Source organism: Mucilaginibacter sp. P5_A4, assembly GCF_056400605.1.
This window is the reverse complement of the sequence record NZ_JBFUKX010000059.1, coordinates 1-22,264: the sequence shown is the minus strand read 5'-3', so window position 1 is coordinate 22,264 and position 22,264 is coordinate 1. Positions and strand designations below refer to the sequence as shown.

The 22,264-nt window shown below is 42.2% G+C and carries 18 protein-coding genes and 1 pseudogene; 18 read left to right on the top strand and 1 reads right to left on the bottom strand.

Annotated features, from left to right (window positions below; genetic code table 11):
- Positions 1-44: 44 nt before the first annotated feature.
- Positions 45-788, top strand: coding sequence for a YoaK family protein (locus tag AC1DQW_RS24495; protein WP_477456451.1), 744 nt, complete (start codon positions 45-47; stop codon positions 786-788).
- A gap of 189 nt (positions 789-977) precedes the next feature.
- Here AC1DQW_RS24495 and AC1DQW_RS24490 read toward each other — a convergent pair whose 3' ends face one another.
- Positions 978-2,681, bottom strand: a complete 1,704-nt coding sequence (locus AC1DQW_RS24490) for a tetratricopeptide repeat protein (protein ID WP_477456450.1) — start codon at positions 2,679-2,681, stop codon at positions 978-980.
- Positions 2,682-3,196: 515 nt separating this feature from the next.
- On the opposite strand from AC1DQW_RS24490, the gene AC1DQW_RS24485 reads away from it, so the two are divergent.
- From AC1DQW_RS24485 to AC1DQW_RS24405, 17 genes and pseudogenes are all read left to right on the top strand, one after another.
- Positions 3,197-3,631, top strand: coding sequence for a CBS domain-containing protein (locus AC1DQW_RS24485; protein ID WP_477456449.1), 435 nt, complete (start codon positions 3,197-3,199; stop codon positions 3,629-3,631).
- 87 nt (positions 3,632-3,718) lie between these two features.
- Positions 3,719-4,153: an NADH-quinone oxidoreductase subunit A gene (locus tag AC1DQW_RS24480; RefSeq protein ID WP_477418346.1), complete on the top strand. Its 435-nt coding sequence runs from the start codon at positions 3,719-3,721 to the stop codon at positions 4,151-4,153.
- On the top strand, positions 4,150-4,788 hold the full coding sequence (gene nuoB / locus AC1DQW_RS24475; RefSeq protein ID WP_477456448.1) for an NADH-quinone oxidoreductase subunit NuoB: 639 nt from the start codon (positions 4,150-4,152) through the stop codon (positions 4,786-4,788). The genes AC1DQW_RS24480 and nuoB overlap by 4 nt, the downstream gene beginning before the upstream one ends.
- A 54-nt stretch (positions 4,789-4,842) precedes the next feature.
- Positions 4,843-6,591: an NADH-quinone oxidoreductase subunit C/D gene (nuoC, locus tag AC1DQW_RS24470; protein ID WP_477456447.1), complete on the top strand. Its 1,749-nt coding sequence runs from the start codon at positions 4,843-4,845 to the stop codon at positions 6,589-6,591.
- Between the two features lie 75 nt (positions 6,592-6,666).
- Positions 6,667-7,131, top strand: a complete 465-nt coding sequence (gene nuoE / locus AC1DQW_RS24465) for an NADH-quinone oxidoreductase subunit NuoE (protein WP_477456446.1) — start codon at positions 6,667-6,669, stop codon at positions 7,129-7,131.
- A 4-nt stretch (positions 7,132-7,135) separates the two neighbouring features.
- Positions 7,136-8,404, top strand: a complete 1,269-nt coding sequence (gene nuoF / locus AC1DQW_RS24460; protein ID WP_477456445.1) for an NADH-quinone oxidoreductase subunit NuoF — start codon at positions 7,136-7,138, stop codon at positions 8,402-8,404.
- Positions 8,405-8,410: 6 nt separating this feature from the next.
- A complete protein-coding gene (nuoG, locus tag AC1DQW_RS24455) occupies positions 8,411-11,119 on the top strand; it encodes an NADH-quinone oxidoreductase subunit NuoG (RefSeq protein ID WP_477456444.1) in 2,709 nt (902 codons plus the stop codon).
- A complete protein-coding gene (nuoH, locus tag AC1DQW_RS24450) occupies positions 11,116-12,075 on the top strand; it encodes an NADH-quinone oxidoreductase subunit NuoH (RefSeq protein WP_477456443.1) in 960 nt (319 codons plus the stop codon). The genes nuoG and nuoH overlap by 4 nt, the downstream gene beginning before the upstream one ends.
- A gap of 94 nt (positions 12,076-12,169) precedes the next feature.
- The gene (nuoI, locus tag AC1DQW_RS24445) at positions 12,170-12,685 is read left to right on the top strand and encodes an NADH-quinone oxidoreductase subunit NuoI (RefSeq protein ID WP_477418334.1); all 516 of its coding nucleotides are present in this window, start codon (positions 12,170-12,172) and stop codon (positions 12,683-12,685) included.
- A 2-nt stretch (positions 12,686-12,687) separates the two neighbouring features.
- Entirely contained in the window at positions 12,688-13,218 is a 531-nt protein-coding gene (nuoJ, locus tag AC1DQW_RS24440; protein WP_477418332.1) for an NADH-quinone oxidoreductase subunit J, read from the top strand.
- Complete coding sequence (gene nuoK, locus AC1DQW_RS24435) at positions 13,215-13,526, top strand: NADH-quinone oxidoreductase subunit NuoK (RefSeq protein ID WP_477401893.1); 312 nt, start codon at positions 13,215-13,217, stop codon at positions 13,524-13,526. The genes nuoJ and nuoK overlap by 4 nt, the downstream gene beginning before the upstream one ends.
- A gap of 55 nt (positions 13,527-13,581) precedes the next feature.
- A complete protein-coding gene (gene nuoL / locus AC1DQW_RS24430) occupies positions 13,582-15,471 on the top strand; it encodes an NADH-quinone oxidoreductase subunit L (protein WP_477456442.1) in 1,890 nt (629 codons plus the stop codon).
- The gene (gene nuoM, locus AC1DQW_RS24425) at positions 15,468-17,021 is read left to right on the top strand and encodes an NADH-quinone oxidoreductase subunit M (protein ID WP_477456441.1); all 1,554 of its coding nucleotides are present in this window, start codon (positions 15,468-15,470) and stop codon (positions 17,019-17,021) included. Before nuoL ends, nuoM begins: the two co-directional genes overlap by 4 nt.
- A gap of 10 nt (positions 17,022-17,031) precedes the next feature.
- Positions 17,032-18,471 (top strand): NADH-quinone oxidoreductase subunit N, encoded by a 1,440-nt coding sequence (locus tag AC1DQW_RS24420; protein WP_477456440.1) that lies wholly within the window; start codon positions 17,032-17,034, stop codon positions 18,469-18,471.
- A 114-nt stretch (positions 18,472-18,585) separates the two neighbouring features.
- The gene (locus tag AC1DQW_RS24415; protein ID WP_477456439.1) at positions 18,586-19,380 is read left to right on the top strand and encodes a LytR/AlgR family response regulator transcription factor; all 795 of its coding nucleotides are present in this window, start codon (positions 18,586-18,588) and stop codon (positions 19,378-19,380) included.
- Between the two features lie 693 nt (positions 19,381-20,073).
- Positions 20,074-21,741, top strand: a complete 1,668-nt coding sequence (locus tag AC1DQW_RS24410) for a hypothetical protein (protein WP_477456438.1) — start codon at positions 20,074-20,076, stop codon at positions 21,739-21,741.
- A gap of 165 nt (positions 21,742-21,906) precedes the next feature.
- Positions 21,907-22,264, top strand: a pseudogene (locus AC1DQW_RS24405) (hypothetical protein); the annotation flags it as partial.

Here is a 22,264-nt window from a genome sequence, read left to right as displayed (position 1 = left end):
GCGGCAATTCGCCGTATCTTTGTAATTAAATCACCAACCATCACATGTTAAGGCACCAGGGAGCGAAACGCACTTATTGGCATAATGTTAAACTGGCATCCTTGCTGGGGATCACGGCAGGATTTGTTAATGCTGCGGGATTTCTCGGATTTGCTGTACTGACAACCAATGTGACCGGCCATGCCGCCTTGTTCGCCGAACGGATCGCTTTTCAGGATTGGGCAACCGCACGTGTGGTTGCTTTATGGATGCTGCTCTTTTTAACCGGGGCCGTTATTTCCAGTCTGATCATATCCCGCATCGGTCGTAATCAGCAATATTCTTATGTCATTCCAATCCTTATCGAATTGTTTATTATAATGTCGGTCGCTTTGCTGGGTCATCATTATAATGGTAGCCTGATCGCAAAGGAAATATTTGCCGGTAGCCTGTTATTTGCCATGGGCCTTCAGAATTCGCTCGTTTCGCTGGTATCGGGTTCTGTGGTCAGGACAACACACCTGACAGGTACTTTTACCGACCTTGGGATCGAGCTGGGCCAGGTGTTACAGAAAAGAAGGGAAGACCGACCGTTGCTCAGATCACGCATCAAACTGCGACTGGCAATTATTTTCTTCTTTATGTGCGGCGCACTGGCCGGCGCATGGGGTTTTCGTTCACTTAGCTTTCACGCGTTCCTGATACCGGCTGGTATACTTCTTTACACGTTGCTATATGATGTTCTGCGGATTGGGTTTAAGCGCTACGTCCTTCACCGGCAGCGAAGAACTGGTCAAAAAGCTTTGTAGACCATTCAGTCCTGTTGGTCAATCTTAAACTCAAATCGTGCACTTTGTAGAAAGCGTTGTTCAATATCCCGTGACACATGGTTCCAGGGAACAACAACAGCAATAAATATTTTTTAACTTATGGTGGCTGTTTTACCGCGGTATTTGTTGATGATCTCGTTTTCTAAAAACTCCTTAATAGCTGGCGCATCAGTTAGAATCTTGTGCTTTTAAAAATGATCTTGCGGCTTCAAGTTCGGGTCTGTTTGAACCGGGTGCGTCAGCAATGGCCACCAGCTTCTTATAATAAGAATTTGCCTTTTTTAAATCGTGTAGCTTTTCGGCAGATAGCCCTGCACCATAGAGACCGTTAAATCGGTTGGAATGTAGTTCCAAATCCGCTTCATAAGCAGCTAAAGCTTTCGCGGGTTTGTTCATTTGCAGCAGCATATCTCCCAGTAATTCCCTGGCAGGAATTACTTCGCCCGGGGTAACCGGATGTTTTTGAGTATTATCTTCCATGTCGGCAGCCATAATCATTGTCGTTAACGCTTCAGCATTTTTTCCTTCTTCAAGCAGTATCCACGCTTCGGCGGTATTGATCTGAATTTTCACCTGGTTAGCTTTATATGCATCATTTTGCTTATTTAAGGTATCGTATATAACATGCAGTTTCTTTAACTCCTTATTAGCTGAGTCTGCTTTACCAGTATGCACAAAACCAAGAAGCCGGGTAAAATTGGTAATAGCCCTTTGCCACAGAAATTTTTGCCATGGAAAGTTAACCGGGTGTGCTTTTAAGGCGGCTGCATCTTCCCACAGTTTGTTTTCGAGCACATAGCGGGCCGGAATAGCTGCAAAAGCATAGGCATCTTTAAAGTTTACCGGGTATACCACACCAATAGTTTTAAGATAATCGCATTGTTCTTTTGCATGTTTAGTTTCCCCTTTTTGTAAGTAAGCATAAACAAGATAGTCCATACCATGAAGTTCTTCATCCCAGGTGCCCTGGATGCCGGCACTTGCTGCATAGCATTTAGCATTGGAAACTGAAACAAGATTTGATTTTATGCATTCGGCCCACATACCGAGCCTTGTGAAAATGTGCGAAGGCATGTGCTGAGCATGTGCCGAAGATGGGGCGATGGAAGCATATTTTCGCGCTGCAGGAAGCGCTAACAGGGCAAGCTCGGGATAATCGTAAGTATGGATAATATAATGTACTATTCCAGGATGATCGGGCTCTCCGGGGTATAAGGATGTTAAAATAGCGCCGGCCTTTTTTTGATTGCTGAAAGATTTGTCGGCGGGGTTTGCCGATGCATCAAGTGCCAAAGCATAAAATATTGCCGCTTCCTTATCGTTGGGATTGTTACGATATATTTTTTCCATGTTTTTTTCAAAACGGACGCTCCGCGTATGATGATCTGCTTTATCCCAATCCTTATAAAACGATGCCATGGCTTCAATATACCCGGATTCTCTTTTTGATTTTTGTTTGATGGACTGTGCAATGGCAATTGCCTTTGCCCCCTTTCTTAGTTCAGCTTCGGCTGGTGGCGACCAAAGCGGGTGATTATTGCACATTGCCACACCCCAATAGGCCATGGCGCAGTTGGGCTCCTCGTCAATAACCTTTGCAAACGCCTTTTCGGCTTCGTCATACTCAAATGAGTGGAGCAGGGCAATGGCCAGGTTAAAGTCTTGTTTTACCTGCCCCGTACAGGATATTTCAAAATCGACACTGCCCAATTTTCTGCTTGGAGCGCCGCATAAAATAATTTCTCCCCGCTTAAGATTGATCTCTTTTATGGCGTTAGTTGATGGAGCATTGTTTTTCCTATTGCACGATAAGAGCATAAATAACGACAGGCTAAGAAACGCGATGAGTGCTATGTGCAATAATTTTTTCATAGCTGCCGGATTTAATTTTTAACGAATAATGATAGCGCTGTAGTTAAAATAACCGCACTACTAATTTACAAATTTTGATATCCTAAAGTATAACACCGAAAAGGGAAAATAGTTAGCTTATAATCGATGTGTTCACCGCACCATTTGTTGATGATCCCGTTTAAAAAAACCTAATAGCTATTGCTATCATGTAAAGCTGGAACGGTTCTAAATCAAGTATCATATGCAATATACACGCCTGGGGCTGGTGCGCGGAAACACCGACCAGGGGTTAAATGTGTCATTGTTTTGATTGCTTTTGTTCCCGGCGGATGAGTTGTTTGGTCTGTTGTAACAGCCTGCTTAATTATACATCCGTTCTCGCATTTAAACAGGATTTATTTATTCAAAAATAAACGGCAACGTCGTATTTTTATTTAATTTAATTCCCTTTTTTATTAAATAATTAAGTAACTTTATTATTACCAAGTTATTACCGAATTATTACCAAACCTGAAACCAGAAAGGAGTTCATTATGGGATGTGTTAGAAATATTCTGTGTACTAAAAGCCAATCTCCAATTTTTGTAAGCCCGGACATTACTGTTTTTGAAGCGCTGGAGTTAATGTATGAAAAAAACATCGGCGCTATTTTAGTGGTGGAAGAAGGGGAATTCGTGGGCATCTTCACCGAAAGAGATTACGCCCGTAAGGTAATCCTGAAAGGGAGAGCTTCCAAAGAAATCCCGGTACGGGAAATCATGACAGAAAATCCGCCTATAGTATCCTCTTCTAATACTATAGAAGATTGCATGAGGTTAATGACCGATAAATTTATAAGGCATTTGCCGGTAATAGATAATGGTAAATTAATGGGTATTGTTTCTATTGGCGATGTAGTGAAATACATCATCGAAGAACAAAAATTCATTATCGAAAACATGGAGCATTACATTAGAGGCGAAGTGTAATTATTTATAATTCTCCAAGCTAAAATTCAGGGAAATTCCCATTCAAGGACAAGAGCAGTTTATTGAGGTTGTTTTATAATATTAATTATGAATGCATCAAACCCATCCAGTGTACCGTTTTGGCCATTTATAGTTTACGGTGCTTTTGTTTTAGTCTTAATGATCCTTATTATTTCACTCTCTTATTTTTTGGGACAACGTCATACAGATAGAGCCACCGGTCAGCCTTATGAATCAGGCATCTTAGAAACCGGGTCGGCAAGGCTGCGGTTTTCGGCCCAGTTTTACCTGGTTGCTATGATATTTGTCATTTTTGATATCGAAGTTGTTTTTATTGTTTTATGGGCCCTGGCATTTAAAGAATTAGGATGGCCGGGCTACTTAAGCATTTGCATTTTTATTGGGTTGCTGTTTGCTGTACTAATTTATGAGTGGAGCATTGGAGCATTGGATTTTGGTCCCGACGGAAAGAAAATCCTGAAAGCCTATCAAAAACTAAACCTAAAGAAACCTATAATATGAAATGGTGGCTCAGTAACCCGGTTGAACCGGTAAATGCCCTAAAAGGAACAGGTTCTTTTGAAGAGTCTGTTGGGCAAAGTGTTATGCTTACCACAGTTCAGGATTTGCTTGCATGGGGTCGAAAAAACTCTATGTGGCCTTTTCATTTTGGCCTTTCGTGCTGTTTTGTAGAAATGGCTACCAGTTTAACCAGTAAATATGATGTTGCACGCTTTGGAGCAGAAGTAATAAGGGGAACTCCCCGTGAAGCTGATGTAATGGTTATAGCGGGGACTGTTTTTGTAAAAATGGCCCCTATCATTAAACGTTTGCATGAGCAAATGATGGAGCCTAAGTGGGTCATCTCCATGGGTTCATGCGCCAATTCTGGCGGTATGTATGATATTTATAGTGTTGTACAGGGAGTAGATAAGTTTTTACCTGTTGATGTATACGTACCCGGTTGCCCGCCCCGTCCGGATGCTTTTATGCAGGGATTGATGTTGTTGGCTGCCTCTGTAGGAAAAGAACAAAGGCCTTTAAGCTGGGCTATTGGCCCCCAGGGAGTTATAAAGCCCGAGCAGTTATCAATGAAAGAAGTAAAAAGGGAAGAGCGTAAAAAAATGATCAACTTTCGCTCCCCTGATGAGATTTAAACCAGACTTACACATGTATTAGTATTTAATATAACACCATAAAGTTTAAAAAGCATGGATAATCATTCAGGCTTGGCAGATGAATTGACCTCCAGGTTTGGGGAGTCGGTTTTAACTCAGCAACTTACTGTTGATGAGGTGACTACTTTATGGGTTGCAAAAGAAAACATCATACAGGTACTTAGCTACCTCAAACATACTATCCATCATCCATTTGAATTACTGTATGACCTTTGTGCCCTTGATGAGCGAAGCCGGGCTAAAAAGAATGGATCATCATCCTCTGATTTTACCATTGTATACCATCTGCTTTCATTTAAACGGAATGTTTTTATCCGCCTCAAAGTAGGCTTGCAAGGCAATTATCCATCCACACCATCAATAAGTTCATTATGGAAAAATGCCAACTGGTATGAACGTGAAGTTTATGATATGTTTGGCATAAGTTTCGAAGGCCATCCCCATTTAAGCCGTATCCTGATGCCTTTAACCTGGGAAGGCCATCCTTTAAGAAAAGAACATCCGGCAAGGGCCACCGAAATGGGGCCATTTAAACTTTGGGACGAAAAACAAGACCGTGAACAAAATGCCCTGCAATTCCGGCCAGAAGACTGGGGTTTAAAAAGGCATAGTGAAGATGCCGATTTTATGTTCCTGAATCTTGGCCCTCAGCATCCCGGTACGCATGGGGTTTTACGTATTATTCTCCAGTTAGATGGTGAAGATATTGTTGATGCTGTTCCGGATATTGGCTTTCACCATCGCGGAGCAGAAAAAATGGGCGAGCGCCAGTCATGGCACACCTACATACCTTATACCGACCGGGTGGACTACCTGGGTGGCGTAATGAATAACCTTGCTTATTTGCTGGCTGTTGAAAAACTGGCGGGCATTACCGTACCCGAAAGGGTAAAGGTAATGCGCATTATGTTGTGTGAATTTTTCCGTATTGCAAGTCACCTGGTATGGTACGGCACTTTTGCACAGGATTTAGGGCAGCTTTCGCCCGTATTTTACATGTTTACTGATAGGGAGAAGATATTTGATATTGTTGAGGCTATTTGTGGAGCCAGGATGCATCCCAACTGGTTCAGAATAGGGGGAGTTGCCCAGGATTTACCAAAAGGCTGGGATAAACTGGTGAGCGATTTTGTTGCTTATTTCCCCAAACAACTAAAGGAATATCACCAGATGGTGATGCGTAACAGTATTTTCAAGGGGCGGACAGTAGGTATTGGCATTTACACCTTAGAAGAAGCCATAGAGTGGGGGGTAACCGGCCCTGGTTTACGGGCTTGCGGATTTGAATGGGATTTCAGAAAAAAACAGCCCTATTCTGGTTATGAAAATTTTGAATTTGATATTCCTACAGCGCAAAATGGCGATTGTTATGACAGGGCCAGGGTACGTGTTGAAGAGATGTGGCAGAGCCTGCGCATTATTGACCAATGCCTGAAAAATATGCCCGAAGGCGATTATAAAGCCGACCACCCTTTAACCACGCCGCCCCTCAAAAAAAATACTATGCAGGATATTGAAACCCTTATTACCCATTTTTTAAATGTAAGCTGGGGACCGGTAATTCCCGCAGGTGAAGCCATGAGTTGTATTGAAGCCACCAAAGGGGCCAACAGTTATTACCTCACCAGTGATGGCAATACTTCGCCCTACAGGGTCAGGATCCGAACGCCCTCATTCCCGCATATGCAAATGCTGCCATATATCAGCAAGGGATACACGGTTGCCGACTTACTATCCATTTTAGGAGCTATGGATTATGTACTGGCTGATATTGACAGGTGAAATATAAAGGACATAGAAGTTAAGAGTAAAAAAGATAGGATACAAATTCCCGGTTGGATAAAACAAACAGATGATATGCTATCAACGGAAGAAATAATGAAGATAGACCACGAGATCGCGCTTGTTCCCGTTCGGAAGGCTGCCTGTATAGAAGCGTTGAAAATTGTGCAGAAGCATCGGGGATGGATTTCTGATGAAAGTTTGTATGCCATTGCAAGCCACATGAACATGTCTGCCGAAGAGCTGGAGAGTGTAGCAACATTTTACAACCTCATTTTCCGTAAGCCAGTAGGCCGGAATATTATTTTACTATGCGATAGTATCAGTTGCTATGTAATGGGCTATGAGCAAATTTATGAACACCTAAAAAACCGGCTGCATATCAAATTCGGGGAAACTACTGCCGATGCCAGGTTTACCCTTTTACCAAATCCCTGCCTTGGCACCTGCGATCATGCCCCGGCATTAATGATTAATGACGATCTGTATAATAATTTAACCACCGATAAACTGGATGACATATTAAAAGAGTATAAATAATAACATGGAAACGCCCCTTACACAGCATATTAACATCAATCGCCCGCCACTTAATCTTAAGGATTATGTGCGTGTAGGTGGTTACCAGGCTGTGCACAGGGCAATTACAATGCCCCCACGGGAAATTACAAAAATGGTGCAGGATTCAGATCTTAAAGGCCGCGGGGGCGCTGGTTTCAATACAGGCATCAAATGGAGTTTTGTGCCGATGGATGATAATGGACAAACCAAATACCTGGTTGCCAATGCCGACGAGATGGAACCCGGAACCTTTAAAGACCGCTTGCTACTTGAAGGCAATCCGCATCAACTAATTGAAGGGATGATTGTATCGGCGTATGCTATACAAGCTAATATATCATACGTGTTTTTGCGTTGGGCCTATAAAAAAGCTGCCCGGCTTATCAGGCATGCTATCGACGAAGCTTATGCAGCCGGATACCTCGGAAAAAACATTTTGGGCACAGGTTTTAATCTCGAAATGCATTTGCATACCGGTGTTGGCAGATACATGTGCGGAGAAGAAACCGCCCTGTTGAATGCCCTGGAAGGAAAGCGGGCCACTCCCCGTACCAAGCCCCCTTTTCCGCAGGTGAGCGGTTTGTTTGGTAAGCCCACCATTGTTAATAATGTAGAAACTCTTTGCAATATTCCGCACATTGTTAATAATGGCGCCGATTGGTTTAAAAGCCTGGGTCCGGGAGCAGATGCCGGAACTAAATTATATGGTGTTAGCGGCAAAGTAAATAAGCCGGGCCTATGGGAATTGCCAATGGGGACTACCATGCGACAGCTTATTGAAGACCATGCGGGTGGAATGAAAAATGGCTTCAAATTCAGGGGAGCGCTTCCGGGCGGGGCTTCAACCGATTTCCTGGTGGCAGAGCATCTTGATATTAAAATGGATTACAAATCGGTAGCCGCAGCCGGCAGCCGGTTGGGGACAGGCACAATGATTATTCTGGACGACCATACTTGTCCGGTTGGTTTTGTGCATAACCTGGAGCATTTTTTTGCACAGGAATCCTGCGGTTGGTGTACTCCTTGCAGGGAAGGATTACCATGGACTGAGAAGATTTTGCTTTCCATTGAAAATGGAGAAGGCAGGCCCGAAGATTTGGAACTATTAAAGATGCATACCAAATACTTAGGGCCGGGTAACACATTTTGCGCCCTGGCGCCCGGAGCAATGGAGCCGCTGCAAAGCGCCCTGAAATATTTTAGCGAAGATTTTGAAAAGCATTTAAACGAAAAAAGATGTCCGTGGAGGTAAAACACAATGGCAGCAATTTATATAGATGGTAAAGTTTATGATGTAAAACCTGGCAAAAATTTGCTTGAAACCTGTCTTACGCTTGGTTTTAACCTGCCTTATTTTTGCTGGCATCCCGCCATGGGGTCGGTAGGAGCCTGCCGCCAGTGCGCCGTTAAGCTTTTTAAGGACGAGCAGGACACCAATGGCCGCTTAGTAATGTCATGTATGGAAGCGGTGAAAGACAATATGTATTTGTCTGTTAACGATCCCGCGGCCAAAGCTTTTCGCTCACAGGTTATAGAATGGCTCATGACCAATCATCCGCATGATTGTGCTGTTTGTGACGAAGGAGGTTCATGCCATTTACAGGACATGACCGTGATGACGGGTCACACTTACCGTAGGTTCCAATACAAAAAGCGTACTTATACAAATCAGTACCTGGGTCCCTTTGTCAACCATGAAATGAACCGCTGCATACAGTGTTACCGTTGCGTTAGGTTTTATAAAGATTACGCAGGCGGAAAAGACCTGGATGTATTTGCAGCTCATGATCATGTTTATTTTGGAAGAGCGCAGGACGGCATCCTCGAAAACGAGTTTAGCGGCAACCTGGCAGAAGTTTGCCCTACCGGTGTTTTTACCGACAAGACCCTTAAAGAACATTATACCCGGAAATGGGATATGACCATGGCTCCCTCCATTTGCCAACATTGCAGCCTGGGCTGTAATATTATTGCCGGTGAGCGATACGGCGAATTGCGGCAAATAACAAACCGCTTTAATGGCGAGGTAAACGGTTATTTTATTTGTGACCGGGGGCGGTTTGGGTATGAATTTGTAAACAGCATTAACCGCGTTCAGCAACCTTTAATACGCGGCAAAATTCCAGATGCGGTAGATAAACAAACTTTATACAGCCATTTAACAGAAGTTTTATCAAACAACAAGGTAATAGGTATTGGTTCCCCACGGGCATCATTGGAAACAAATTTTGCCCTGATGCAACTGGTAGGAAAAGAAAATTTTTACCAGGGTATTTCTGAAACCGAAGCTCAGCTGATGCGCACAATCCTCCGTGTAATAAACTCGGGGCATATTCATACGCCCACTTTAAAAGAAACTGAAGCTGCCGATGCGACTTTGATATTAGGAGAAGATTTGACTAATGCTGCACCGCTATTGGCACTGGCGTTGCGGCATGCCGTAAGTAAAAAACCTTTTGAAAATGCGCAGCAAATAAGCATACCTTCCTGGCACGATGCCGCATTACGCGAGTTTGCCCAGCAAGACAAAGGGGCGCTTTTTATAGCATATCCCACTCAAACCCGGCTGGACGAAGTCGCATCCAAGAGCTTGCATATATCGCCCGATGATATTGCCCGTTTGGGTTATGCCATTGCGAATTGTCTGGATAGTACGGCCCCTGCACCAGGGAATATGGATGATGATACATTAAACCTTGCCCGGCACATTGCAGATACCCTGAAAAAAGCCAAAAAACCATTGATAGTTTGCGGAACAGGCCTGGGTAGTGAAGCTATTATTAAAGCCGCTGCTAACATAGCATTTGCCCTGGGCACTAAAGATGAAAAAGCCAGCTTGTGCTTTGTGGTTCCTGAATGTAACTCAATGGGCCTGGCTATGATGCAGGCACCATCATTAACACAGGCCGCCGAAGTTTTGGAAAAAGGCGGGGCTGATACCGTAATTGTTGTAGAAAATGATTTGTACCGAAGAGGCGCGAAAAAGGATATTGATAATCTTTTTGACCATTGCAAACAAGTTATTGTGCTTGATCATTTGCATAATGACACAACTAACCGGGCCAATGTATTGATACCCGTTGGCACCTTTGCCGAAGCCGATGGAACCATGGTTAATAACGAAGGAAGGGCGCAATGCTTCTTCCAGGTATTTATGCCCAAAAATGAAAATTTCCGCGAAAGCTGGAGGTGGCTGGACGAGTTCAGGCAATTTAAAAATGGGGTGGGGCAAAAAGATTTATCCGAACCAGGTGATTTGATGGCCGAAATGGTTGGCTTAATGCCTCAATTTAAAGGAGCAGAAACAGTAGCTCCGCCCGCTGACTTCCGCATTTCCGGGCAGAAAATCCCTCGCGAACCGCATCGTTACAGTGGTCGTACCGCTATGTTGGCTAACATAAATGTAAGTGAACCCAAACCACCCGAAGATCCCGATTCGGCCTTATCGTTTACGATGGAGGGCTTTAAAGGAATTCCACCAGCTCCTTTAATTCCATTTTACTGGGCACCAGGCTGGAATTCGGTACAATCCATTAACAAATACCAGGCGGAGGTTGGAGGACCTTTGCAGGGTGGAGACCCCGGCAAAAGGTTATTCCCTGAAAATCCTGTTGCCGAAAATGCATTTCTGAATAATATTCCCCTGGCTTTTAAACCTTCGCCCGGGGAATGGCTGTTGGTACCCCTGCCGCACATCTTTGGCTCTGAAGAACTCAGTATTTATACTGCGGGTATTGCAGAACGCTCTCCCCGGCCTTATATCGCCATAAACAAACACGATGCAGCAAATTTAAATATAAGCGAAGGCGATATCATACAGGTACAGATCAAAGACGAGCATTATGAGTTGCCCGCAAAAATAATAGAAGAACTACCTGATGGCCTGGCAGGTTTACCTTTCAATATTCCCGGGCTGAGCGGAATTGTATGGCAGGCAAAAGGAATTTTAACGAAAGCTATGATATGAGTACAATAATTCAATATACCCTGATGATTGTAATTGTGTTATTCACGTTAACCACAATTGCTGCCTGGCTGATTTGGCTGGAAAGGCGAATGCTGGCCCTTTGGCAGGATCGGTATGGCCCAAATCGCGCTGGTCCGTTTGGTTTGCTCATTGTAGTTGCCGATACCATTAAACTGTTTTTTAAAGAAGACTGGATCCCTCCGTTTGCCGATAAAACAATTTTTGTAATTGCTCCAACTATTATTGGTGCTACCGTACTCTTTAGTTTTGTGATCATTCCTTTTGCGCCGGGCATGCTCATTGCCGACCTGAATATTGGCTTGCTTTTCTTCCTGGCCATGTCATCCCTCGGCGTTTACAGCATAGTATTGGGAGGCTGGGCCTCCAACAACAAGTATTCGCTGCTCGGGGCATTACGCGGAGCCTCCCAAATGATCAGTTATGAAGTGTTTATGGGGCTCTCACTCATGGGCGTGGTAATGCTTTCAGGCTCGTTCAGGCTTACAGATATTGTACTTGCCCAAAAAGGATGCTGGTATATTGTTACTCAACCAGTGGCATTTGTTATTTTCATGATTGCAGGTATTGCCGAAACTCACCGGCTGCCATTTGATATCCCCGAGGCAGAAAGCGAGCTTGTGGCCGGCTTTCACTCAGAATATTCGGGAATGAAATTCGGGATGTTTTTTATTGGCGAATACCTGGGTATTACACTCATTTCGGCCATGGTGGTAACACTGTTTTTTGGCGGATGGTTGGGGCCGTCATTTTTGCCTCCTTTGGTTTGGTTTACACTTAAAACCTTTGTTTTTATCCTGTTTTTTATCTTACTAAGGGCTTCACTTCCAAGACCGAGGTACGATCAGCTGATGGAATACGGTTGGAAGATATTATTACCTATTGCTTTATTAAACTTATTAATAACAGGAGGGATTGTATTGATGATGAATAAATGATTTATACCATAATGTGTATCGCGATTAACTAAGGGCGGAACGCGACGGATTAAAACTCACCCTTTTATCAGTGATAATGTAAAAAATAGAAACGATGATCAGTATATTAAGAACTATAGGGCTCACCTTTCTGCATATGTTCAGAAAAAGAGAAACCATACAGTATCCTGAAGAAAAGGTGGTACTGCACCCGCGCTGGCGGGGACGAATTGTATTAACCCGCGATCCGGATATGGGTGAGCGTTGCGTGGGCTGTTATTTATGCGCTGCCGCCTGCCCGGTGGATTGCATTTCATTACAGGCTACCGAAGATGAGAATGGCAGAAGATATCCGGAGTTTTTTCGTATCAATTTTTCAAGATGTATTTTTTGCGGCTATTGTGAAGAGGCTTGCCCCACATACGCTATACAGCTGATTCCTGATTTTGAGATGGCCGAATACAACCGGCAAAACCTGGTTTATGAGAAAGAGGATTTATTGATAGATAGCCAAGGGAAATACCCGGGTTATAATTATTACAAAGTAGCCGGACTGTCTGCCGGCATAAAAGGAAAGGGTGAAGGTGACAATGAGGACCCACCTGTTGATATACACAGTTTATTACCTTAAAAATGGACATCGTTTTTTACATAACTGCTTTTGTTACTGTGGTTTCTACAATCATGGTCATTACCAGGCATAACCCGGTACATGCGCTGCTGTACCTTATCATTTCGTTGTTATCTATGTCGGTAATCTTTTTTTTGTTGGGTGCGCCGTTTGCTGCATTGCTTGAAATTATCATTTATGCCGGGGCAATTATGGTGCTGTTTATTTTTGTGATCATGCTTTTAAACCTGGGCAAGGATACAGCGAAACAGGAAAAAGAATGGCTTAAACCCCGGGTTTGGATTGGTCCGGCAATTTTATCTGCCATTCTTTTTGTTGAATTATTTTACCTGATTACGACAGCCCATGCTGCGCCATACAATCTGCAAACTGTTGATCCAAAAGTTGTTGCTGTTTCATTATTCAGGCCGTACCTCATTGGTGTGGAGCTGGCGGCCATGTTATTAATGGCAGGCGTGGTGGGGGCTGCACATATTGGGCAGCATAAAAAAATGATTCTGCACCGGTTTTTAAAAGAGGAGGATCCATCATGAAATCGTCTATATCTACAGAAATGGTGATGTTGCTGGCCGGTTTACTTTTCGTGTTGGGTATTGCCGGTGTCATCATCCGAAAGAATATCATTTTTATGCTGCTATCTGTAGAAGTAATGCTTAATGCCGCTGGTTTAGCCTTTGTGGCGGCAGGCTCACGCTGGGCACAGCCGGATGGGCAGGTGATGTTCATCTTTATACTGGCTATGGCAGCAGCAGAGGTTTCAATTGGGTTGGCGCTCATCCTGCAGATCTATCATCAGCATAAATCGCTGGATATTGACAAATTGAAAGAAATGAAAGGATAATTTAAAAAATGGAAATGGTTTGGGCGTGGAAAAACACTTATAAATAAAAAATAATATGAATAACCTGTTATGGCTTGTACCTGTTTTACCCCTTGCCGGTTTTTTGATACTGGCATTGGCAGGCAAACATGTATCCCGTTTTTGGGTTGCAATAATTGGTGCAGGAAGCGTAAGCATTTCGGCAATCATAGTGCTTATAATCGGTGTCAGTTTTTTATCCCATCCTCCTGCAACCGGTAACTATTCTCAAACCTTATGGACGTGGATGCAGGTAGCGGGTTTTAATCCTAAGATTACGCTTTTTTTGGATGCACTCTCACTCGTTTTTGTTTTTGTGATCACGTTTATCGGCGCCCTGATACATATCTATTCAGCAGGTTTTATGGCTGGCGACAAAGATTATTCACGCTTTTTTGCCTGTATGAACTTGTTTGTGTTCTCCATGCTCCTGTTAGTGCTGGCCGATAATTTATTACTGCTTTATTTGGGTTGGGAAGGCGTGGGCTTGTGCAGTTACTTACTGATTGGTTTTTGGTATGAAAATGAGGTGAACGGCTATGCCGCGCGTAAAGCTTTTATCATCACCCGGATTGGCGATACGGCCATGGCCATTGGGCTTTTTGTGATTTTTTACCAGTTTGGTACATTGGCTATTCCCGATGTTTTGGCTAAAGCCCCGGTTTTATGGCAGCAGGGAGCTTCAATAGCTACCCTCACAGCCCTGTTGTTACTTGCCGGCGGTGTAGGAAAATCGGCACAGTTGCCATTGCAAACCTGGCTGCCAGATGCAATGGCAGGGCCATCGCCTGTAAGCGCGCTGATCCATGCCGCTACTATGGTGACAGCAGGTGTTTATCTTATCGCCAGGATGCATGTTATTTTTCAATTGTCGCCAATTGCGCAAATGGTAGTTGCCGTGATTGGAGCCGCAACCTTATTTATCGCTGGTTTCAGCGCGCTCACGCAATATGATATAAAACGGGTGCTGGCTTATTCTACTATCAGCCAGATAGGGTATATGTTCCTGGCATTAGGTGTAGGGGCGTGGACAGCTGCCATTTTCCATTTCATGATCCATGCTTTTTTTAAAGCTCTTTTATTCCTGGCAGCGGGCGCCGTAATAGAAGCTTTGCATCACGAGCACAATATGTTTAAAATGGGCGGACTTAAAAATAAACTTCCGGTTATTTTCTGGACTTTCCTGGCAGGTTCGGCCTCATTGGCCGCATTGCCATTAATAAGCGCCGGATTTTACAGTAAAGATCAGATACTATGGTATGCCTGGGCCAGCGAAGGGGGTAGCCCTTTGCTATGGTTTATTGCCTTGCTTGGGGCTTTCATTACCGCCGTATATACCACCCGGATGATGATCCTTGTTTTTTGGGGCGAAGCTAAAACAGCGGTTGGTCATCATCCCGGCAAGCTCATGACAGTCCCGTTGATCATCCTTGCCTTTTTCTCGCTCTTTGCAGGCTTTATAGAACTGCCGCATAATTTTGGTCATTTTACACTTTTTTCAAACCTGCTTCACCAGGTATTGCCCGAAACGGTTTTAAAAGCGGGTATAAATACAGAATTGCAATTTCAGGTCCTGGCACTCCTGGCAACTTTTAGCGGGATTTACCTGGCTTATCTCTTTTATTATAAACAACCGCAACGCATTGAAAGGCTAAAGCAATCGGGATTTGTTATGAATCTTTACCTTTTCTGGTTTTCGGGCTGGGGCTTTGATAAATTATACAATGTATTAATTGTGAGGCCTGTTGTTTTCATTGCCAATATCAACAAAAATGATGTGGTTGATAAACTTTACCAGGGTATCACGTTTGTCACTATCCGCCTTTATCAATTTTTATCATTTACCCAGTCCGGGTCATTAAGGTGGTATATCATGGGGTTGGTTGCAGGTGCAATAATCATATTAAGCATACAAATAATGTTATGATACTTACTTATGTAATCGGCATATTAATGGGAGGTGGTCTACTGGCACTCCTGTTGGGGCAATGGAATAAAAACCTGCCTCGCTGGGTTGCGCTTTGTACATTGTTAACCGGTTTTATTGCTTTGGTATCTTTTTGGATTAATCAATACCGAACGGCTAATGTCAATTTTTCCAATACCTGGATGATTGACTACCGGCATAGCTGGATCCCGTCGTTGGGTATAAGCTTTCACCTGGCCATTGACGGGTTAAGCCTGTTGATGCTGGTGCTGACTTTTTTCCTTGGAATTTTGGCGGTGCTATGTTCCTGGAACGACGTAAAAGAACGCCTGGGTTTTTATTACTTCAATTTACTTTGGATCCTGGCCGGAATTTCAGGGGTATTCATGGCGATGGATATGTTCCTGTTTTACTTTTTTTGGGAAGTGATGCTTATTCCTATGTATTTCCTGATTGGCATATGGGGAAGCGAAAACCGGGTTTATGCTGCCTACAAGTTTTTTATTTTCACCCAGGCCAGCGGTTTGTTGATGTTGCTGGCCATAATTGGCTTATATTTTATTCATGGCAATAATACGGGCATTTATACCTTCAACTACTTTGAATTACTGGGAACCGTTATGTCACCTGGTATTGCTTTTTGGTTGATGCTTGGTTTTATGATTGCCTTTGTGGTGAAATTACCCATAGTACCCTTCCATACCTGGTTGCCCGATGCACACAGCGAAGCCCCTACCGCCGGAAGCTTAATACTGGCAGGGTTACTATTGAAAACAGGAGCTTACGGCATATTAAGGTTTGTTCTTCCTTTGTTTCCCGAAGCTGCAGGGGAGTTAGCTCCATGGGCAATGCTCTTCGGTGTGATAGGGATTATTTATGGAGCTGTCCTGGCTTATGCACAAACCGATCTTAAACGCCTGGTGGCTTATACAAGCGTTAGCCACATGGGGTTTGTGATACTGGGTATTTTTGCTTTTAACGAACTGGCGTTACAGGGGGTAGTAATGCAACTGGTTACACATGCAATAAGTACAGGTGCATTGTTTATTATGGCAGGGATGCTGAAAGAGCGCCTGCATACCCGCGAGATTAACCATATGGGGGGACTTTGGACCCAAATGCCTCAAATGGGTGCTATAGGAATGTTGTTCGCTATGGCATCTTTGGGCTTGCCCGGATTAGGGAATTTTATTGCGGAGTTCCTGATATTATTAGGCGCTTTTAAAGCCAATGTAATGCTTACTGTTATTGCAACAATCGGCCTCGTTTTTTCTGCCATTTATTCCTTGCGTATTGTACAGAAAGTATTTTTAGGACCATCAGAAAGACCGGATCAGGTTCGCGATTTTTCCGTCAGGGAAATAATGGTAATGGCAGCGCTTACATTATCAATTATATGGTTGGGTTTGTATCCACAACCGGTTGTGGATACAGTTAAGCCAATGATTGACAAATTAGAGCATATTTTCCCAACCGAAAATAAAAGTGCGGAAAAAGCAAACCTTCAGGCAATGCCATCAAATACACATAAATATCTGGTCAAAAAATAAGAAGAACGCTATGTCAGGTAACGATTTTTTCGCTCTTACACCATTAGTATTACTTGCCGGTTCTTCCGTGCTCATTATGCTTTTGATCGCAATAAAGTTGAGTCACCGTGTAATTCAGCTAAGTAGCCTGCTTTTGTTTACCATCGCCTTTTTTTCTCTTTTTTATATTCAAAAATCGCTTCCATATCATATTGAACCATTGCTGGTTATAGATGGGTTTTCGGTGTTCATTATTGGGCTCATCATTTTTTCGGGTTTGGTGGTCAATATCCTTTCTTATATTTATTTTGAAGAAAAAGAAGAAAGCCCTAAAGAATATTATGTATTGCTTTTTCTGTGTACCCTTGGGGCTTGTGTATTGGCAGTAAGTAAACATTTTATTTCTTTATTCCTGGGTCTTGAAATTCTCACTGTTGGTTTGTACGCCCTGATTGCCTATTTGCGGGTAAGGCATCATAATATAGAAGCTGGAATTAAATACCTTGTTCTGGCGGCATTCTCTTCGGCTTTTCTCCTTTTCGGGATGGCCTTAATTTACCTTCAGACCGGAAGCATGGAGTTTTCAATGATAGCACGCAGCCTGGCTTCATCCCCATCATTATCGCCATTATTTCTTACCGGTTTAGGAATGATGTTAGTAGGAGTGGGTTTTAAACTGGCGGTAGTACCGTTTCATATGTGGACTGCCGATGTATATGAGGGAGCTCCCGCACCTGTTACCGCCTTTATTGCAACCGCTTCAAAAGGCGGAGTGTTTGCGGTGCTGTTCCGTTTTTTTATAATGATTGATGGCTTCAGGTTCAAGGTTGTGATGCTTATTTTGATCTGTATTGCCATTGCTTCTATGATTATGGGCAACCTGCTTGCAGTACAACAAAAAAATGTGAAACGTATCCTGGCTTATTCTTCTATTGCACACCTTGGTTATTTATTAGTTGCTTTTATCCCTGGCAGTGTGATGAGTATAAAAGCTGTTAGCTTTTATTTGATCGCCTATTTTATTACCACGCTAACCGCTTTTGGCATCGTGACCATTTTATCAAATAAAGAAACGGATGCCGAAAATATCGAAAGCTATAGAGCATTATTTTGGCAAAATCCTGTCCTGGCCTGTGTATTTAGCTCGGCTTTACTTTCGTTAGCCGGAATACCGCTTACGGTTGGCTTTGTTGGGAAATTTTATATACTGGCAGCAGGGCTCCAGGGAGGATTTTGGATAACTGCTTTAATTCTGGTTATCAGCAGTGTGATTGGTTTGTACTATTATCTCCGGATTATAACTACGATGTTCGCCGGGCAAAAAAGCATCCTACCCAAAGAAGAAAAAGCAAACCCGGTTTTTTACATGGTGAGTATTATAACCTTATCGGTTCTTAGTTTATTGATTATCTGGTTAGGGGTCTACCCTTCAGGAATGATGGGTTTTATGGAATATTTAAAACTCAAATAGTAAGCGCAGTACCAGGCAAATGCCATCCAATCAAACTAATATTTTAATTTCTTAAAGTACATACTTATTCATCTGCCTGTTTCGCGGTTTATCTATTTATACCGAAATTGCACTATGAAATGGCGCGACACAAAAAAACTGCTACACCTTCTTTTTTGGGTCATCATAACGCTTATATTTTTATATGACCGGCAATACCTCCTGCGAAAAATTGGCCTTGGCCATTTTACGGCGTGTGTAGTAGTGAGACTTGGCCTCATCATTTCCTTGGCTTACGTCAATCTGTATATACTTATTCCAAGGCTTTTTAAAAGCAAACGCTACTTTGTGTATTTTTCTGCGTTGATTGTAGTCTTATGTATATATGTTAGCCTTCAAAATTTATATGACATTTATTTATACGGCTTTGTCATCGGGGCCAAATATTACCGTAGTTTCTGGTATGCTTTCCCTTTTAATCTGCTTACCACCAGCTGGTACCTGCTGCTTACAACCGCCTTTAAGCTGAGTTTGGACTGGTATGAGCAGCGCAAACGTATTACTCATCTGCAATTCCAAATTGAAAATGGATTGACTGCTGTAGCGGAAGAGGAAATTATTTTTTTAAAATCGGGTACGCAAAACATTAGAACCAACCTCGCGGAGATCACTCATATTGAAGGCTTAAAAGATTATTCGGTGATATTTACGAAGACCGCTAAAATTGTCGTCAAAGGTTCTTTAAAGGCAGTTGGTGCACGGCTTCCGGCGGGGCGGTTTATCCGTATTCATAAGTCCTATATCATCGCCAAAGACAAGATTCAAAGCATGGATACAGCTAAGGTGACATTAGTGGGAGKAACAGTAATTCCGATTGGGCGTAATTACAAACAGCAGCTCGAGGCGCAATTAAAAGCTGAAAAGTATTAAATTCAATATTAATGTTTGCGAATCTTACCGAAAACTGTTAAGGCCTTATTGTAAATACAATAATAAACCTATGAAGATTAGTTCATTCCAGAAATCAGGGTTAGTTATCTTTTCGCTGCCTCGCTGTTTTTAGCACTTTATGCTCTTTTTACCTGGATAACAATCAGCATTAAAAACAGGGGATGAATCCTACAATTAAATTAGGTCTTGATGAAACAGCAAACTACTGAAATCAGGGATAATTCCTCAAATGCCGATTATTAATTTGATATGATGCTTTGATGTAAGTTTCCCAACCACATATATCAAGGCATCGTTTCTTTCGATAAATAGATGGACAATAGTTGTACTAACTATGAACCATTAAAAAAAGAAATTGTCGCGAAATCAACAGCCCGTTCGTATAGCTATTGTTGCCTTAGTGTAAAAATTACATGAAATAAATATTATATATCTAATAATTGACCTGTCTTTTTTTTAATGATAAGAAATTATCTATTTTTCCGTTAGTTGGAGTAAAAAAAATATTCACTCAAATGGCTTTTTAGATATAAAAGCGCTATATGATAATAAAGAAACAAGTAACTTGATTTGTTTTCTGAATAATTAGAATATTTTATGAGTTATTTTGCTCGGAAAAAGTGACTTTAACTATTTTTAATTTGTAATGATTTCAATACCCAAACCTTATTAGTGAAAAATCAATATTTAATAATTTGTCTGTTATTTTTTGCCCCGATAAAGGGTTATTCTCAAAGCATATCAGTTGGCAGTTATCCCGAAGATATTGCGAGAAGAAACCAGGTTTCTGGCAAAAGCGATAACCCATCTTCCTTTATTATTCGGCCTTTAAACAATCAATGGGATAGTCATGGGGCCGACTCCGTGCTGCAAAAGCTTGTAACAAGTAAATTATATTCAAAATTTAGCTTCATGGGCATGCCATCGGGAATACAGTTGCTGCCGTTTAGCTGGCTAAACGAATACAATGTTAACAGACCATTTGGTTACAACAATGCATCATTGTATCCAAACGCAGGTTATCAGAGTATGCTGAGCGGCGGTTTCTTAGTAAAGGCAGGTATACTCAGGATACAGGTTAAACCAGAACTGGTGTATGCGCAAAATAAAAGATTTGATACGTTTGCAGATGTGCAGGCCAATAATAATTCCCCGGCGCTTATGAACGCCTATTTTGGCACTATAAATGGTATTGATGCGCCCGAAAGATTTGGAAATAATTCAATAAAGCATCTGTACCCCGGGCAATCCAAAATCACAATAAATTATCAAAGTATTGAAGCCGGGGTTTCTACAGAAAACCTATGGTGGGGACCGGGCATAAAAAACTCCATCATGATGAGTAACTCTGCACCTGGCTTTTTGCACTGGACATTTAATTCTATAAAACCTGTTAAAACAATAATCGGTTCATTTGAGTGGCAAATAATTGGCGGTAACTTAAAGCAATCGGGGTTTATGCCTGATGATATAAATAAATTAATTTATGGTAAAGACATGTATAGCCCCAAACCACAGGTTACCCGGTATATTTCGGCCTATACTGTTAACTGGCAGCCCAAATGGGTAAAAGGCTTGTATTTGGGCATTACAAGCTACGATTATCTGGATAAAGACTCGATCTATCATCAAAAAAACATCATGCGGAAAATATTCCCGGTAATTACGGGTTCGTCTGTAAAGGCAAATGATGCTTCAAACAGTACAGGGGGCGATGGGCAGGATTTTGCCTATGCATTTAATATAAGGCAGCTATTACCATTATACAAAGCAGAAGTTTATTTTGAATGGGCCAGGAATGACAGGTATGGAAGTCTTAATGATCTTTTACAAGAGCCAGAACATTCAACCGCGTATACATTTGGGGGGCGTAAATTATTTGACCTGAGCAAAGGAGCGTTTATACAGGTAAAAGCCGAAATTACCCAATTGCAACGGCCACCAACCTTTTTGTTACGGGATGAGCCTACGTGGTATGAACACCTTTCGAGTCCGAGGGATGGTTATACAAATAATGGGAGATATGTAGGCGCGGGTATTGGGCCGGGAAGTAATAGCTTTATATTTGATATTAGTTATTTAAAAAACCTGAACGCATTTGGTATTACACTTGAAAGACAGCTGCATAATAACGACCTTTATTACAGCGCCTTTGCTGGTACAGGTACATATAATTTGCATTGGGTAGATCTTTCGGGCACTTTTTATAGCAACGTAAAGTTGAAAAGATACTTGCTATCGGCCGAAGTTACCCCTGTTTACTCCTTAAACTACCAATACAAAAACGGAGAAAGTTTTAATTTACATGCAAGGCTTAATCTCACCTATTATTTTAATTAACATCAATACTTTTGTGCCTCTCTGTCATTATCTTAAAATAACGACTGTTTATCTTATAAATTAAAAGCACCTGTATTGGTGTTAATAAATAATTATTTGATTTACTTTTGCAAAAAATAATATCATTTATCGGAGCGTTGTTTATCCTCTGATAGCATTTAACATATGAGCAAATTTAACTTTCGTATACTTTTAATTGCCCTGATTATTTTGTGTGGGGCAGTTAAAAAATCTTCGGCCCAAAGTAATTTTCAAAATATATCTTCTGTTAATGTAGATGATCTTTCCGATCAGCAAATAGCCCAACTGATGCAACAGGCACAAAGTGCTGGGTTAAATGATGCCGATTTAATACAGCAGGCACAAAGCAGGGGGATGTCGGCCAGCCAGGCGCAGAAATTGCAGCTACGGGTAAAAAAACTGCGCAATAAGTTGGCAGGCTCATCGGCAAATTCGGCTGATAGTGTTACTACGCAAGGGAGGCAACTTAATTACAAACCCGACAGTGTTGACAGTGTTGACA